We start from the raw sequence: 15,909 nt of genomic DNA on the forward strand, positions 1-15,909 counted from the left end.
CTTTGCCAGGCCCCGGCTTCAGGACCTCGCGACCTGCCGTGCCAGCCGCCCCGGGGTCGAACTGTCTGTCAAAGGTGCGACGGCTCGGGTCCGGCTCATGCGGGCCGATCGTGCGGCCCGGCCGCGATTATCCGGCGGACGAGCAGCAGCAACAGCACGCAAAGACCGATCAGGACCACCGCCGCATCGAAGCTGCCCGCCGCCGATCCGGTCAGCGCGGCCAGCCATCCGCCAAGCACGGGTCCACTCAGCGTGACCGCGTAATAGAGCGTGAAGAACAGCCCCATGCCCAACGCGCGCGTCGCGGGGTCCAGCACCGCCGCCGGCAGCGTCATGATCGGCCCGGCGCACAGGCCCGTGCCGATCCCGATCAGCGCGAATCCCGGCGCCGGCGGCAGGCCGATTCGGATCGAGATCAGCCCCGCGCCGAAGACCGCCAGCCCGCACAGGATGACGCCGTCGCGCGCCCCCGTCCGATCCGCGAGGATGCCGCCGAACGGGGCGCAGAGGGCCAGCATCCACAGCGACAGGCTGGTCAGGCCGCTGGCCGCGACCAGGGGCAGGCCCCGCTGGGTCAGAAGCGCGGGCCCAAAGCTGAAGGCAAGGATCAGCGCCGCGTTGACGAAGGCCCAGATCAGCGCCGCCGCGACCAGTCCGGTGCGCCGCGCGCCGTGCGGCCACCCGGCGGGCAAGGCCCCGCCCGCAGCCTGTGGTGCGGCGCGGAACAGCCCCAGCAACAGCCCCAGGCCCAGCGCCGCAAGGGCGGCACTGCTGCCCAAGGCCCAATCCAACCCGCCCAGCGCCGCGACACCGGGCAGCACCGCCAGCGCCAGCGCGATGCCGAATGGCCAGGAATTGATGTAGATCGCCATCGCCGTGCTGATCTCGCGTCCCGCGAACCAGTCGGCGACGGCCTTGGTGCCGATCACGTTGAGCATGACGCCGCCGACACCGGCGATCAGCCGCGCCGCGATCTGCCCGGCGAAACCGTCGACCAGCAGCGCAAGGGCGCCGCCCGCCAGCATCAGCGCGCTACCCAGAACCAGCAGCCGCTTGTCGCCAAAGCGCGCCGACAGCGACCCCCCGGGCAGGGCGATGACGATGCCTGGCGCGAAATACAGCCCCACAAGCAGGCCGATGTCGGCCAGTCCGACCCCGTAGGTGGTGACGAACAGCGGCGACAGCGCGCCGACCATCTGGAACTGAAACGCCATCGCTGTCCGCGCGATGAACAGGATGGCCAGCATCCGCCAGCGCGCCGCTGCGTGTTCCATGCCGCCCCGCGATCGACCGCCGCCAGGTTGGCAGCGAGATGACTTTGCGCCAGATCGGCGGGAAGGTCCTACAGAACATGCTAAAAAGTTCTAAATCCGCACGGGCGGCCGGGCTGGCCTCGTCACGGCGGAAGCAACCTCCCGCAGAACGGTCAGCCCTCTCCTGTGCCGCTGCCGCAGGAAACGGCGCAATCGGGCGGGCATCGCTGCCCGCAGGTGCGACGGGCCGCCTGGGCGCGGTGGTCATTGCAGTCCCATCGCTGGCAGAGAAGACGGCCCGCGACCTGCCATGTGGGGTGACGCTGTCGCGGCGCCGGGTCAGCATTCCTTCGACGCGCCCTCGATCTGGCGGCCGCCGCCGCGCGTTCATCGGTGGCGGGGTTGCACGGAAATGCCGCAGGAAGGCCGTGGACACTTGACCGAAGTCATGGACGGGGGTCGAAAAAGCTGGCGAGCCTTTTCACCAGTGTTGAAGGCCGGACGCGGCAAGGAGCGAGATGACATGGCAGGCACCGAGACAGCGGACCTCTACATTGGGTTCACGGCGCCGCTCTTGCCGTTTTCCTATCTCGCGGTCCTGACCCTCATTGCGCTTCCCATCGCGGCATTCCTTGGGTTCCGTCTTGGAACGATCACATACCGCCGCCGACAGGACGCCGACGCGCCGTCCGAACAGGTGTCGGGTGCTACCTCGCTTGGAGCGATGCTTGCCCTGCTTGGGCTTCTGCTGGGCTTCGCCTTCAGTTCGGCGCTTGGCTGGCGCGGCGACCGGCAAGCGGCGCTGGTCCAAGAAGCGGCGGCAATCAGCACGGCCTTCCTGAGCGCCAACCTCGTGGATGACCCCGCGCGCACAAATCTTCAGTCTCGGATCCTTGCCTACGCACAGACGCGCATCGCAAGCAGTGACGATATTCGGACGGAAGACGCGTGGAATGCGTTCCTGAAACGGACATTCGAGGCACAGTCGCGGATTTGGCCCGCCACGATGCAGGCGATTGGCGGGGCCACATCCGACCCGATCCGGGCAGCGGTCGTGCGCAGCGTCACCGACATGCTGGATGCCCACACCTTCCGGCTTGCCGCGGCAGAGGAACAGATCCCGCCACCCGTCAAGCTCACGATCTTTCTGGCATCCTTCGCTGCGATCTTCTTTGTCGGCAACCAGAGCGCCCTGCAGGGCCGACGGCTGACCTGGCATGTGTTCGCATTTGCGGGGCTACTCTCCGTCGTGATGATCATGATCTTCGATCTGGACCGCGCGCTGGAAGGCACGATCAGGGTGAACCCCGATACCATGCTTGCCACCATCCGCGAGATGGAGGCGGCCTTGCCGGTTCCCTCCGACTGAGGTGCCCTTCGCCTCAGGGCATGGCGGTGCGTTGCGCCGGACGGCCTTGTGGGGCTGCCTTGCCGGCGTGCCGCGGAAGGGGAGAGCACGTGGTCCGCATGTCGCGTCCGGCGATCCGCAGGAAGGCCGGCCCGGGTGCCTGTGCACCCGGAACACCGCACGCTTTTCCGGGACCAGGCGGACCCCCCTTTGGCCGTGCGCGCTTCAAGCCGGGGCGCACCGCATGGATGCAGGCCCGGGCGTCGCCGTCCCAGATGGCAAATCGCCGGATTTGTGGCACAACCAAATGACGGGCCGTCCTGTGCCCGACGCGGGAGGGTGGATGAAACGCGCATGGGCCGCAGGTGCCTTCAGGGTTTGGGCCGGCGCCTGTGCGCTGGCACTTTCGGGATGCGTGGGCGCCGCGGATGACATCGCCGCGACGCGCGCGCTCGATCTCACCGGCCCGGTGGATGCGACCGCCTATGCCGGGGATGTTGAGTTCCGAATCGTCGAAAGCTTCAAGGCGGGCGAGAAGGACGTGCCGTTCACGGTCTTCCTGGGACTGACCCCGGGAACGGGAACGCGGCTCGCGGCGAATGCGCTTGTCGATCTTCGCCCCCTGCAACAGGCGTTGCCGGACTTGCTGACGGGCGCGTTCGATCCGTCCTGCGGCCTCGGGCTCGACGTGAATTTCAGGCAGGCGCGGGCCGTCGGGCCAGCGATCGAAGCCCGGGCCACAGTCGACGCACGGCTTTACCGGTGTCATGAGCGCGGCACCGAGACCGAAAAGCGCGGCGGGCGGATCATCACCCAGTCGATCGACGTGGTCGCGACGATCGGGGGAGACCTACGGGGCGACTGCATCGAATTCCGTCTTGAGGAGCTCGACCTTGCGCCCCGAGGTCTTCTGGGCGGGCTTGCGACGCTTTTCGGCGTGACGGAGAAGGCGCGCGCCGCGATCCTTGCGCAGACACGGGAAACCCTGTCGGCAAACCCCGTCTGCCCTGACCTGCCGGATGGGCTTTCGCCGCTGGATCCGCAGTTCTCCGCCTTCTCATTGACCGAGATCGGCGTTGGCGGCATCGGCGCGGCTGGTTCAGGGTCCGTGGATCTGGGCGCGGAAAAGGTTCTTCGCGTCCTCGCCTCGGCCAAGCCGGCCGCGACGGGGACGGACGGGAAGGCCCGCGTCGTCTCTGCCTCGCAGGACCGCCTCGAGGTGCGTGTCGATGACACGCTTGGAATCCGCGGCCGCGAGATCGCATATGGCCTCGACATCGGGTTGGCGGTCGCCGGCCCGACACGGATCGGTGTCGCGACCGCGCTCGACCTGCGGGACCTTCAGGCGCAACTGCCGGACCTTCTTGCCGGCGAGATCCTTGTCGAAACCTGCGGGGGCGGCGTCACGCTCGACAGGCTGGAAATCGAAGGCCGCGGGGCGACCCTTGTCGCCCGGGCCACGCTCGACGTGACGACCTACGACTGCGTGCGAACAGGCCCGGGCACGTGGGAGCGCAGTGCGCTTCTGAATGCCGACGCGATCGGCGTGCGGGCCGACATGTCGACCGAAGTGGTGGAAAACTGCATCGTGTTCCGGCTGCTCGACCTTGAGCGCGATCCGCCCGGCGTCTTTGCCCAGATGGACACGGGAAGCGGTCGGGCGCAGGCGGCGCGCGCGCTTCTGCTTGAAGCCGTGGGCCTGCTTCTCGAAGACAGTCCGCTTTGCCCGCAGCTTCCCGCGGAACTTGCAGTCCTCGACCCGCGCTTCGATCGCGGGGCGCCGCAGGAAGTCGGAGAGGGCGGCGTCGGCGTTCGCGTCGACGGGTCGATCGAGGTGGGCCCGCAAAGCGTCGTCGACCTGCTTCGGCTCTTGCAGGAACGGAAAGCGGAGCCTCCACCGCCCTGACGACGTCGCAGGCCGACCCCACCCGCGTCGACCGACCCCGGCCGCGCCTGGGGCAAGGACCACCTGCCGAACGGCGCGCAGGCTGCGGTCGAAGGTGACAAGGGTCAACCCGCGCGCTCAGCCGACGGGCGCGATCTGGGGGTACGACCGGAGGCCGTCGCGGATCGGGGCGCGCGGCTGATCGAGGCGGATCGCGTGGGTCGATCCCGGCGTCAGCTTGCCAGGATGTTGCGGAACTGCCAGGGGTCGCTTTCGTCGATGTCCTCGTCGAACTGCGTCCAGCGGTTCGTCAGCGGCGTCCAGTCGGTGTAATGCGCCTCGACCGGGCCAAGGTAGGGGCGCTGCACGGCAAGACAGCGGACATGGTCCATCTCGTCCGTCTCGACGATGCCGGCCTGGGGATTTTCCAGCGCCCAGACCATCCCGGCCAGAACGGCGGAAGACACCTGAAGCCCGGTGGCGTTCTGGAACGGCGCAAGGTCGCGGGCCTCTTCGATCGACAGGCGCGAGCCATACCAGAGCGCGTTCTTCTCGTGGCCATAAAGCAGCACGCCCAGTTCGTCGATGCCTTCCGTGATCTCGTTCTCGTCCAGGATGTGATGCCGCTCCTGGATGCGGCCGGAGCCGAATGTCTCGTGCAGCGACAGCACGGCGTCGTCGCAGGGATGGTAGGCATAGTGGCAGGTCGGCCGATAGTCCGGCCGCGCGGCGTCGCCCACCGTGTAGTAGTCCGAGATCGAGATCGCTTCGTTGTGCGTGACCAGAAAGCCGTATTGTGGACCCGGGGTCGGGCACCAGGTATGCACGCGCGTGATCGCGCCGGGGCGCGCGATCCAGATGGCCGACCGGCAGCCGGTCGCGTGGCGGTGGCCGTCCTCGGGAAACCAGGTTTCGTGGGTGCCCCAGCCCAGTTCGGCCGGCTGGAAGCCTTCGGAAAGGAAGCCTTCCACCGACCAGGTGTTCACAAAGGTGCCGATCCTCTTGTGGCGCGTCGATTTCTGGGTATCGCGCTCGGCGATGTGGATGCCCTTGACGCCAAGCGACTGCATAAGGCGGGCCCAGCCTTCCCGGCTTTCGGGCATCGGGTCGGCGCGGCCCGTATCGCGGACCAGCAGCATCAGCGCGTCCTTGACAAGCCAGCTGACCATGCCCGGGTTGGCGCCGCAGCAGCTGACCGCGGTGGTGCCGCCGGGTGCGCGCGCCTTCTCGTCCCGCACGGCCTGCCGCAGCGCGTAGTTCGTGCGCGCGGCGTTGTCTTCGGTCTCGAAGTAGAAGCCCGCCCAGGGCTCGACCACGGTGTCGATGTAAAGAACCCCCATCTCGCGGCAGTAGGTCATGAGGTCGAGAGAGGCCGTGTCGACGCTGAGGTTGACGCAGAACCCCTTGCCGCGCTCGAACACCGATCCCAGCACCTCGCGGAAGTTCTCGCGCGTGATTGCCACCTCGATGTGGTGGACGCCCCGCTGGGCCAGAAAGGTGTGATCCGACAGCTCCGGTTCGATCACATAGACCTTCCTTGCGTCGAATTCGAAATGACGCTCGATCAGGGGCAGGGTGCCCCGGCCGATCGAGCCGAAGCCGATCATCACGATGGGTCCGTCGATGCGGCCGTACGAGGGGAAATGGGTCAAGCTCGGGCTCCTCACGCGGGCGATGGACTGGCGTGCCGGGCGCCGGCCGAGACGGCCCGCCCCCGAAGCCGTCACTCCTAGCAACGCAGGGTCCAAGACGAAAGGGCAGAACGGCCTGCGCGGCCGGATATCGCCGGATATCGCCGGAGGGCGTCGACCGCGACGCCGTCCGGGGCTTGCCACGGTGCGGCGTATTCCGCATTGTCGGGCGCATCGAATGGCGAGGCGATGACCAACTCCGTTCCGCTGATCCGCGCCGCGGCCGTCGTGCCGTGGGTGCTCTGGCTCCGGGAAGCCGGCCGGCCGGTGCAAAGCCGACTCGACGCGGCCGATCTGGGGTTTCTTTCGGTCGACCATCCCAACCGGGTTGTCCCGCTCTTGAACGGGGTCGAGTTCATCCGCCAGCAAAGCCGGCTCGAAGGTCCGGACCTGGCCTTGCGGGTGGTGGCGGGCACCTCGCTTCGCGATCTTGCCAATCTCGGCCTCGTGATCCTGAACGCCGAGACCCCGCGAGACAGCCTCGAGCGGGTCGCGCGCGCCCTGCCGCGCCACTGCACTCACGAGGTCATCCAGATCGAAGAGACGGCGACCGGCATCCGTTTCCGGGAATCCTGGATCTGTCGGTTCGACCGGGAAGCCCTTCATATCGTTCAGCTTTACGTCGCCGCCATCGTGGCAAGCATCCTTCGCCTGACCGGAGCGGGTGATCCGGTCTTTCAGAACCTGAAACTGGTGCCACATCCCGATGCCGGCCTGAGCCATGCGGCGGCATGGTTCCGATGCCCCGTGCAGCCGTCCCGGCACCCCCATCTCGAGGTCGAGATCGCCGAGGCCGTCGCCCAGGCGAAGTTCGACCCGGGCCGGATGGACCCAGAGCTGCCATCTGCCCCTTTTGCCGACGAATGGCCGAAACTCAGACGATCGCACCTCGTGTCCGACTCGGTCACCGTGCTGATCGAGACGATGCTTGGGAACGGGTCGATGGACATCGGTCGGGTGGCGGCGTCGTCCGGCCTGTCCGCCCGGACGCTGCAACGGCAGCTGTCCGAGGAAGGCACCGATTTCTCGACCCTTCTGAACGGGGTTCGCAGATCGCGGGCGCTGACGCTGGGTGCAGAGGGCTCTCTGACCATCGGCGAGGTCGCCGCCGCGCTTGGCTATTCGAATCCCCCGGCGTTCACCCGCGCCTTCAGGCGCTGGACCGACCGTTCGCCGCGCGACTACTGGCACCAGTCCTGACCGCGTCCGGGTGGCGAATGGCGAATTTGGCGCGAAAGGGTAAGTTTCACGCCTGGCCGTGACTTCCCTCAATTGACTGTTCCGACAGAGGGCGCAGGGTCATCGCGTGGGGCCCCGCGCACACGCGACGATGCTGCGCGTTCGATGCCGGAAGTATTTCGCCCCCCCGTTTGATTGACGACAGAACGACGGGACCGCGTGCCGTCGATACCTTCGAGGAGAAGACACAATGTCCAAGACCGGGATTCTGGAGCTGGGCGCTGCCTTGGGCATCGCTCTGATCGGTTTGGCCACGCCGCTTGCCGCGCAGACCGCGGCAGGTCAGCCGGCGGTGGGGGCACCGGATGGGACCCGGACGATCGACGGCAGCCAGCTGCCGCCCGAGCCGCTGCCGTTCGGCGGCACGATCGCGGACGGGGCGCTTCAGTCGACGCCGTGGTGGCCGCCGCAGGTCGTCCCGCCGGCGGACGCCCCGAACATCCTGCTGATCATCACCGACGATGCGGGCTTCGCGGTCCCCAGCACCTTCGGGGGCGTCATTCCCACCCCGACGATGGACCAGTTGGCCGCCGAGGGGCTGAGCTTCACGTCGATCCATTCCACGGCGCTGTGTTCGCCGACGCGTGCCGCCCTCATCACCGGGCGCAATCACCATTCGGTCGGCTTCGGCGTGATCTCGGAGCAGTCGACGGGTTTTCCCGGCTACAACAGCATCATCGCGCCGGACAAGGCCACCATCGGGCGCATCCTGCTTGACAACGGCTACTCGACGGCGTGGTTCGGCAAGGACCACAACACGCCCGCGTTCCAGGCCAGCCAGGCCGGCCCCTTCGACCAGTGGCCGACCGGCATGGGCTTTGAATACTTCTACGGCTTCGTGGGCGGCGACGCGAACCAGTGGCAGCCGAACCTTTTCCGCAACACCACGCAGATCTATCCCTTCGACGACGCCGAGGGCGAGTGGAACCTGGTCACGGCGATGGCCGACGACGCGATCGCGCACATCACCAACCTGCACCAGATCGCGCCGTCGAAGCCCTTTTTCGTGAAGTATGCGCCCGGCGCCACCCACGCCCCGCACCATCCGACGAAGGAGTGGGTCGAAAAGATCGAGGCGATGAACCTCTTCGATGACGGCTACGAGGCGTTGCGACAGACGATCTTCGAGAACCAGAAGAAGATGGGCCTCGTGCCCCAGGACGCGACTCTCACGCCCTGGCCCGCCGACATCCTCAAGCCCTGGGACCAGTTGACCGACACCGAGAAGAAGCTTTTCATCAAGCAGGTGAACGTTTTCGCCGCCTACGCCGCCTATTCCGACCACGAGATCGGGCGCGTGATCGAGGCCATCGATGATATCGGCGAACTCGACAACACGCTGATCTTCTACATCAACGGCGACAACGGCACGAGCGCCGAGGGCGGGCCTTTGGGCACGCCGAACGAGGTCGCGTTCTTCAACGGCCTGAACGAGATCCCGGCCGAGACGCAGATGAAGTGGTACGACGTCTGGGGCACCGAACAGACCTACAACCACATGTCGGCCGGGTGGTCCTGGGCCTTCGACACGCCGTTCGACTGGTTCAAGCAGAACGCCTCGCGCCTTGGCGGCATCCGGCAGAACATGGTCGTCTCCTGGCCCGCGAAGATCACCGACAAGGGCGGGCGGCGCGACCAGTTCATGCACGTGATCGACGTGGTGCCGACCATTCTCGAGGTGACGGGCATCCCGGCGCCCAAGGAGGTGGACGGGATCGCGCAGGCGCCGATCGAGGGGACGAGCTTCGCCTATACCTTCGACGCGGCGAACGCGACCGCGCCGACGCGCCACACCACCCAGTACTTCGAGATGATGGGCCAGTACGCGCTTTACCACGAGGGCTGGCTTCTGAGCACGAAGGTCAACCGTGCGCCCTGGCAGGCCTTCGGTCCCGCCAATCCCGACCCGCTCAACAACCAGGATTTCCAGCTTTACGACCTGACGACCGACATGAACCAGACCAACGACATCGCCGCGGCGAACCCCGACAAGGTAAAAGAGATGCGGGCGATCTTCCTAGAGGAGGCGAAGAAGTACCAGATCCTTCCGATGGACGCCTCGGTGGCCTCTCGCATCGTCGCGCCGCGCCCGAACATCACCGCGGGGCGGACCGAGTTCGTCTATATCCGGCCGATGACCGGCCTGCCGCAGGGCGACTCGCCGCTGCTGCTGAACACCTCCTACACCATCACCGCCGAGATCGACGTGCCTGAAGGCACGGCGCCGCAGGGGATGATCCTGACCTCGGGCGGCCGCTTCGGGGGCTATGGCTTCTACCTGAAGGATGGCAAGCCCGTGTTCCTGTGGAACATGGTCAACCTCGACCGGATCAAGTGGGAGGGGACCGAGGTGCTGACGCCGGGCAAGCACGTTATCGAGTTCGACTTCAAGTACGACGGCATGGGCGCGGGCACGCTGGCCTTCAACGACTTCAGCGGCGTCGGCAAGGGCGGCACCGGAACGCTGCGGGTCGACGGCAAGGACGTGCAGACCAAGGAGATGAAGCAGACCCTGCCGATGATCCTGCAGTGGGACGAGGCTTTCGATATCGGCTCGGACACGCTTACCGGGGTGAACGACGCCGACTACGCGCCGCCATTCCCGCTGACCGCGACGCTTGAAAAGCTGACGATCAAGGTCGACCGGCCGGAACTTTCCGACGCCGACAAGGCCAAGCTCGAAGCCGCGATGAAGGCGGCGAGCGACTAGCGCGCCGCCGGCCCCAGCCCTGTGGCGAGGTTCGTCCTCGCTTTGGGTTGGGGCCAGCGCTGAAGCAAAGACGCGCTGTCGAGATCAACAGCCGAGTGGAGGCTTCAAGGGCGCGATGAGCGGTTGTTCCACTTCACATGGATGCAAGGAACCATATTCGATGAAGACCAATGAAAAACGCGCCGGCAGGAGCGTCGCGGCGGCCGGTGTGCTCGCGCTGATGGCGATGACCTCGCCCGCGGCGGCCGACGAAGCCGACGCGCGAACACTCCTCGCCGCCATGTCCGACTACATGACCGGACTTGAAACCTTCAAGTTCACTTACGATTCGACATTGGAAATCGTCACCACCGAAGATCAGAAGATCGGTCTTGCAACTTCCGGGACGGTTGCGGTCGCCAGACCGGGCAGCATCCATGCGACACGGGTGGGCGGCTTTTCGAGCGTGGAACTGGGCTTTGACGGAAGCACCTTCACGCTGATCGGACGGAACAGCAATGTCTACGCTCAGACTGTGCTCGACGGCACCGTCGACAGCATGATCGACACGTTGCGCGAAGACCATGGCGTGATCCTTCCCGGTGCGGACCTTCTGATGGCAAACCCCCAGGCGGTCCTTCTTGAGGGCGTAACAGACGTCAAGGATCTTGGCTCGGGCGTGATAGGCGGGCAGGAATGCGATCATATCGCGCTGCGCAATGACGAGCTTGATCTTCAGGTCTGGATCGCTCAGGGCGACATTCCTCATCCCTGTCGCTACGTGTTGTCGGCCCGCGACGTTCCGCATCAGCCGCAGTACGATATTCAGATCAGGAACTGGACGACCGATGTGGCCGCGGACGACCTTTCAGTCGAAATCCCCGATGGTGCGACTGAGGTCGAACTCGACGCGATGACATCGCTCATGCAAGCCCTGCCTGAAATCTTCGTCATTGGAGACGCTCAGTGAGACCCATCAAACGCATCAGTGCAATCTTCCTCGCCATTGTCCTTGGCATTGCAACGCTCGAGGTCGGCGACAGCTTCAAAGTGCCGGGTATGCACGGTTACGCCGGACCGGCACATGCCATCGTCGGCCGTCCGCTGACGCCCGTGAGCGTCGCAGGTGTCGCGCGCAGGTCTGTCCGGCGCTGCGCCGTCGGCGTTTATGTCTGTTAGGATCAAGCTTCTTCGATCAACCTCGAGGCGGATGCAGACCGGAACCGAAGGGAAATGCCCCGCGGGGTAACGCGGCCGTTTCTGCGCCGCCGACACGACCGTGCTCGGGATCATCAAGCGCGAGGCCGGCCGAGGTCGTCGCACGGTGACGCCACCGCACCCAGGCGCCTGGAATGACCCGCCACTCAGGCGGCGAGGGACGCGAGGATGGCGGCCAGAGCCTCGGGGTTCATCGCGAAGACCGAATGCTCCGAGGTGATCTCGATCGGCGTGACGCCAAGGGAGGCCGCGAAGGCGCGCTGCCGGTCGGGCGGGATGATCTGATCCTCGGTGCACAGGATATAGGCGCAGGGCGCGTCGGGCAGGGCGGCGCCCGGCCAGGGCTGATGGATCGCCGCCATGCCTTGCCGTCGCTGCGTCGCCTGAACGAACGCCACGTAGGCGTCGCGCTGCTCCGGCGGCACCAGGGTGGCGAGAAGCTCGAAATCGAACGACCGCGTCCCGTCGCCATTGTCGAGCGAGACCGCCATGATGGCGTCCGCGGTCGACGGGCCCAGGGCGTCGTAGATCGATTGTCCCGGCTCGGGCAGGATGGCGGCGGCGAACACCATCTGGTCCACCGGGATCCTGGACGCCACGAGAGGGATCGTCGCGCCCCCGGCCGAATGGGCGACAAGGATGCGCCGGCCTGTCGCGCCTGCCATCGCCCGGACCACCGCGTCGGCGTAGTCTTCCAGGGTGGCCTCGGGGCTTTCGCTGGGCAGATCGACGTTGATGACGCTGTGCCCCCGGGCTTCGAGATGGGGCACGGTCGGCGCGAGTTCAGCCGGCGATCCGAAGCCGCCGTGGACGAAGACGAAGGTGACCGGCATGCTGGTCTCTCCCGCAGGGGCGCGGCACGTCGTCCAACGCCCACCGCGCTACAGTGCCACAACAGGCAGGCCGGCGGAAGCCAGTGTCATGGGCAAGACCACGGTCCCGCCCGCCGTCCACACCGTCTCCGCCGGGGCTGTCCCGAAGGACTGCCTGACCGGGATGGTCGGAACCGAGGGGGAGGTTGCGCGTTTCAGTCCGATGGGGGTCGTGCCCACGGCCGTGAACCTAACGACCCGGCGACCAGTGCCGGAACGCCCCCAAAGCCGGCGTCGTCCGTGACCAGTCCGGCCGGGCAGGGCTTCGTCACAGCGCCTGGCAGGCGGCGCGCGTCGCCTCGGCGCTTTCCCCGGCCAGAAGACGGGCCCACCGTTCACGTGGGAGGGCGCCAGAGACCACCGTGCGCCCCAGGACCGCGCCCGGCGTGCCGGCAAGGCCAAGAAGCTGGAAAAGCGCAAGGTTTCCGGCAAGCGCCGCGTCGACCTCGGGCGAACCGGCAAGGGCGGCCAGACGGGCCCCGTCAAGCCCGAGGCTGGCGCCCGTCCCGGCCAGCCAGGCCGGGTCGGGGGAGGGCGCGCTGCGCAGAAGGCGCGCGCGGAAGGCGGCTTCGGCGCCAAGGCGGCGGGCGGCCAGTGCGCCGCGCGCCGCGATCTCGGACGTCGGGCCGAGAAGCGGCAGATCGTGCCAGAACAGCGTCACGCGCCCGCCCTGCGCCCCGACCCAGCCGCGCACCTCGGGTTCGGTCCGCCGGCAGACGGCGCAGTTGTGGTCGGTGAAGACCGCCAGCGGCACGCTATCGCCCGACCAGCCCGGAAACAGCGCGGCGCAGGGATCGGCGCGCACGGCCCTGTCCGCCGCTGCCCGTAGCGTGTCGGTCGCCGTCTCGGAGGCGGGCGTGCCAAGCCCCACGAAGGGGTCGAAGGCGCGCGTCAGGTCCGTTCCCTCGATCCGTCGAAACCCGGGCAGGCCGGGCAGAGGCTCAAGCGGCAAGGGCGCGAGACGCCGCAACAGCGGGGGAAGCACCGCCGCCGCGATCGCCAGTCCGGCCAGCACGGCCAGCGCGCCGCGCCGGCTGCGGGGTGGCCCCGACGGGGCAGGGGGGCGATCGCGCGTCATGCGCCGGTGGTGCCACAACGAAACGGGGCGGGAAAGTCCCCGCCCCGTCCTGCCGTCTGCTTGCCTGCCTGCCTTATCTTCCGGCCTAGCCGCCCCAAAGGCGAACCGGGCCACAATCCATGTGCACGAAGTTCGAACGCGAATACTTGCCGACGCCGCCCGCCGAACAGGCGGCTGCGGCACGCGCCATCTGCTGGACCGAGCGCCCGCGCATCCTGAGGTCGGCCGCCTGGCCCTGCATGTGGAGCGAGTTGCGCGCCACGCCGCTTGACCGGCTGCGCAAAAGCGCGTTGGTCTCGGGCGAGCGATAGCCCGACAGCATCATGTAGGGTTCGTCCACGTCGAGAAGGCTGTGTGCGGCGGCGAAGATATCCACCGCGCGGGTATCGATCTTGCGGACCTGGCCGGTGCGCCAGTCGCGCATGAAGCGGTTGATCTCGTCCAGGGCCTCGGGGATGTAGTCGCCGTCGATCCAGTAGATCGTGTCGATCCGTTCACCCGTTCGGCCGGAGGCCATGCTGATCCGCCGGATATCGCCCGCTCCCCGAAGGAAGCCGAAGGCATTTGCGTATGTCGGGGCAGCTGTTACGGCGGCTGCCGCGAAGATGCCAAGAAGTCCGCGCCGAGTCAGGCGTGAATCGGTTTCTGTCATGTCCCGTCGAGCGTCCTGTCGCCTACCTGTATGCGCCGCTTTCCGCAGCTTATTCGCCTCATCCCCAGGCGCATCCCGGGTATGACACAGACGGAATGCTCCACCAAGAGGCAGTTGCCTGCGAATAGTGCGCCCCCCGCGAAATCGGCGAAATCTCGCCCAACTTCGTCCTTAATGCCCTCGAAAGGTTAATTCGCGATGAGCGTTGCACGGATGCCAGACCCCGGAAACTTTCGCAGATGTGAGTGGACAGCGGCCGTTCGCGGCGACGAAACTTGCATTCGAATACAGGCTTGAAGGGTGTTCCCATGTCGTTCGCAACATGCGCGTCTTCCGATCGCCGCATGGCGCCCCGTTCCCCGCGCGGTGCGCTTGTGGCGCGCATCCTGGCGCTGGGGGCCGCGCTGATCCTTGCCGGGGTCGCGGCCGCGGCCTCGCCCTCGGCGGCGTTCCGGCAGGCGGTGGCCGAAGCCGCGGCGGGCGACCGCGACATCGCCGCCTTCTATCAGGCGGCCGATTACCAGCCGATCTGGACCGGGACCGGTCGCGAGGACCGGGCCCGGCGCGAGGCGCTGCTGCGCGCGGTCTCGGAGGCGGACGACCACGGTCTGCCCGAGGGTCGCTATGACGCCGACGACATCGCCGCCGCCATCCGCGCCGCGCGCAGCGAGTCCGATCTTGGCCGGCTCGAGGTCGACCTGAGCCGCGCCTTCCTGCGCTATGCCCGCGACGTTCAGACCGGCTTCATCACACCGGCCTCGGTCGACCCCGACATCGTGCGCGAAGTGCCGCTGCGCGACCGCCGCCAGCTTCTGCTGGCCTTCGCCGCCTCGACGCCCGACGCCTTCCTCAGGGCGCTGCCGCCGAAATCGCAGGAATACACCCGGCTGATGAAGGCCAAGTTCCAGCTTGAACGCACGCTGGGGCAGGGCGGCTGGGGCCCCACGGTCGAGGTGCGCGACACCCTGCGCCCCGGCGACCAGGGGCCGGGCGTCATCGCGCTGCGCAATCGCCTGATCGCGATGGGCTATCTCGGCCGCACGGCGACCACGGCCTTCGACGCCCGGATGCAATCGGCGGTGGCCGCGTTCCAGTCCGACCACGGGTTGACCGCCGACGGCGTCGCGGGGCCCTCGACAATCGCCGAACTCAACGTCCCGGTCGAGACACGCCTGGGCCAGGTCATGGTCGCGATGGAACGCGAGCGCTGGATGAACACGCCCGAGGGCCGCGGCAAGACCCACATCTGGGTCAACCTGCCCGACTTTCACATGCAGCTTGTCGACGACGGCAAGGTGACCTTCCAGACCCGCGCCGTGGTCGGCGAGAACCGCCTCGACAAGCACACGCCCGAGTTCTCGGACATGATGACCTACATGGAGGTGAACCCGGACTGGACGGTGCCGCGTTCGATCCTGGCGCGGGACTATCTGCCGAAGTTCCAGGCGAACCCGAACGCGGCGCGCTATCTTCAGCTGATCGATTCCAGCGGCCGGCAGGTGTCGCGCGAGGCGATCGACTTCAGCCGCTACACCGCGCGCAACTTCCCCTTCACCGTGCGCCAGGCGCCGGGCGACGCCAACGCCCTTGGCCGGGTCAAGTTCATGTTCCCGAACCCGCACGCGATCTACCTGCACGACACGCCCGCCAAAGAGCTGTTCTCGCGCGAGGTGCGGGCCTATTCCTCGGGCTGCATCCGGCTGAACGATCCCTTCGATTTCGCCTACGAACTTCTGTCGCGGCAGATGGCGAACCCGAAGCCCTATTTCGACGGGATCCTCGCCACCGGACGGCAGACCCGGGTCGATCTGGAAACGCCGATCCCGGTGCATCTGGTCTATCGCACGGCCTTCACCGACGCGAAGGGGCGCGTGCAGTACCGCCGCGACTTCTACGGGCGCGACGCCATGATCTGGGACGCGATGCGCGCCGCCGGGGTGGCGCTGCGCGCGGTTCGCAGCTAGACCCGGGCCCGAAGACACAC

Annotated in this window: 12 protein-coding genes; 7 read left to right on the forward strand and 5 right to left on the reverse strand. The window is 67.3% G+C overall.

Annotated features, from left to right (window positions below):
* Window positions 1–95 precede the first annotated feature (95 nt).
* Window positions 96–1,274, reverse strand: a complete 1,179-nt coding sequence (locus ACRDNQ_RS05965; RefSeq protein ID WP_431827712.1) for an MFS transporter — start codon at window positions 1,272–1,274, stop codon at window positions 96–98.
* A gap of 502 nt (window positions 1,275–1,776) precedes the next feature.
* Here ACRDNQ_RS05965 and ACRDNQ_RS05970 point away from each other — a divergent pair.
* A complete protein-coding gene (locus ACRDNQ_RS05970; RefSeq protein WP_431827713.1) occupies window positions 1,777–2,622 on the forward strand; it encodes a bestrophin-like domain in 846 nt (281 codons plus the stop codon).
* Between the two features lie 322 nt (window positions 2,623–2,944).
* Window positions 2,945–4,507: a hypothetical protein gene (locus tag ACRDNQ_RS05975; protein WP_431827714.1), complete on the forward strand. Its 1,563-nt coding sequence runs from the start codon at window positions 2,945–2,947 to the stop codon at window positions 4,505–4,507.
* A gap of 212 nt (window positions 4,508–4,719) precedes the next feature.
* On the opposite strand, the gene ACRDNQ_RS05980 is transcribed toward ACRDNQ_RS05975, so the two are convergent.
* Window positions 4,720–6,093, reverse strand: a complete 1,374-nt coding sequence (locus ACRDNQ_RS05980) for a homospermidine synthase (protein WP_431827853.1) — start codon at window positions 6,091–6,093, stop codon at window positions 4,720–4,722.
* 273 nt (window positions 6,094–6,366) lie between these two features.
* Here ACRDNQ_RS05980 and ACRDNQ_RS05985 point away from each other — a divergent pair, with 273 nt between their 5' ends.
* The 4 genes from ACRDNQ_RS05985 (at window position 6,367) to ACRDNQ_RS06000 (ending at window position 11,284) form a co-directional block, all read left to right on the forward strand.
* Window positions 6,367–7,377 carry a helix-turn-helix domain-containing protein gene (locus ACRDNQ_RS05985; RefSeq protein WP_431827715.1) on the forward strand — a complete coding sequence of 337 codons (1,011 nt, stop codon included), beginning with the start codon at window positions 6,367–6,369 and terminating at the stop codon, window positions 7,375–7,377.
* A 229-nt stretch (window positions 7,378–7,606) separates the two neighbouring features.
* Window positions 7,607–10,126 (forward strand): arylsulfatase, encoded by a 2,520-nt coding sequence (locus ACRDNQ_RS05990; RefSeq protein ID WP_431827716.1) that lies wholly within the window; start codon window positions 7,607–7,609, stop codon window positions 10,124–10,126.
* Between the two features lie 160 nt (window positions 10,127–10,286).
* Window positions 10,287–11,075: a DUF2092 domain-containing protein gene (locus ACRDNQ_RS05995; protein WP_431827717.1), complete on the forward strand. Its 789-nt coding sequence runs from the start codon at window positions 10,287–10,289 to the stop codon at window positions 11,073–11,075.
* The gene (locus ACRDNQ_RS06000; RefSeq protein ID WP_431827718.1) at window positions 11,072–11,284 is read left to right on the forward strand and encodes a hypothetical protein; all 213 of its coding nucleotides are present in this window, start codon (window positions 11,072–11,074) and stop codon (window positions 11,282–11,284) included. The genes ACRDNQ_RS05995 and ACRDNQ_RS06000 overlap by 4 nt, the downstream gene beginning before the upstream one ends.
* Before the next feature lie 185 nt (window positions 11,285–11,469).
* Here the strand turns inward: ACRDNQ_RS06000 and ACRDNQ_RS06005 are convergent, their stop codons facing one another.
* The 3 genes from ACRDNQ_RS06005 to ACRDNQ_RS06015 all read right to left on the reverse strand — a co-directional run bounded on the left by ACRDNQ_RS06005 (window position 11,470) and on the right by ACRDNQ_RS06015 (window position 13,925).
* Entirely contained in the window at window positions 11,470–12,156 is a 687-nt protein-coding gene (locus ACRDNQ_RS06005) for an alpha/beta hydrolase (protein WP_431827719.1), read from the reverse strand.
* A gap of 307 nt (window positions 12,157–12,463) precedes the next feature.
* Entirely contained in the window at window positions 12,464–13,273 is an 810-nt protein-coding gene (locus ACRDNQ_RS06010) for a DsbA family protein (RefSeq protein ID WP_431827720.1), read from the reverse strand.
* Between the two features lie 85 nt (window positions 13,274–13,358).
* Window positions 13,359–13,925 (reverse strand): YcbK family protein, encoded by a 567-nt coding sequence (locus ACRDNQ_RS06015; RefSeq protein ID WP_431827721.1) that lies wholly within the window; start codon window positions 13,923–13,925, stop codon window positions 13,359–13,361.
* Window positions 13,926–14,269: 344 nt separating this feature from the next.
* On the opposite strand from ACRDNQ_RS06015, the gene ACRDNQ_RS06020 reads away from it, so the two are divergent.
* Window positions 14,270–15,889, forward strand: coding sequence for a L,D-transpeptidase family protein (locus tag ACRDNQ_RS06020; RefSeq protein WP_431827722.1), 1,620 nt, complete (start codon window positions 14,270–14,272; stop codon window positions 15,887–15,889).
* Window positions 15,890–15,909: the final 20 nt, after the last annotated feature.

It is taken from the genome of Saliniferula longa, assembly GCF_050789285.1.
Taxonomy (GTDB): Bacteria; Pseudomonadota; Alphaproteobacteria; order Rhodobacterales; family Rhodobacteraceae; genus CAVPWP01.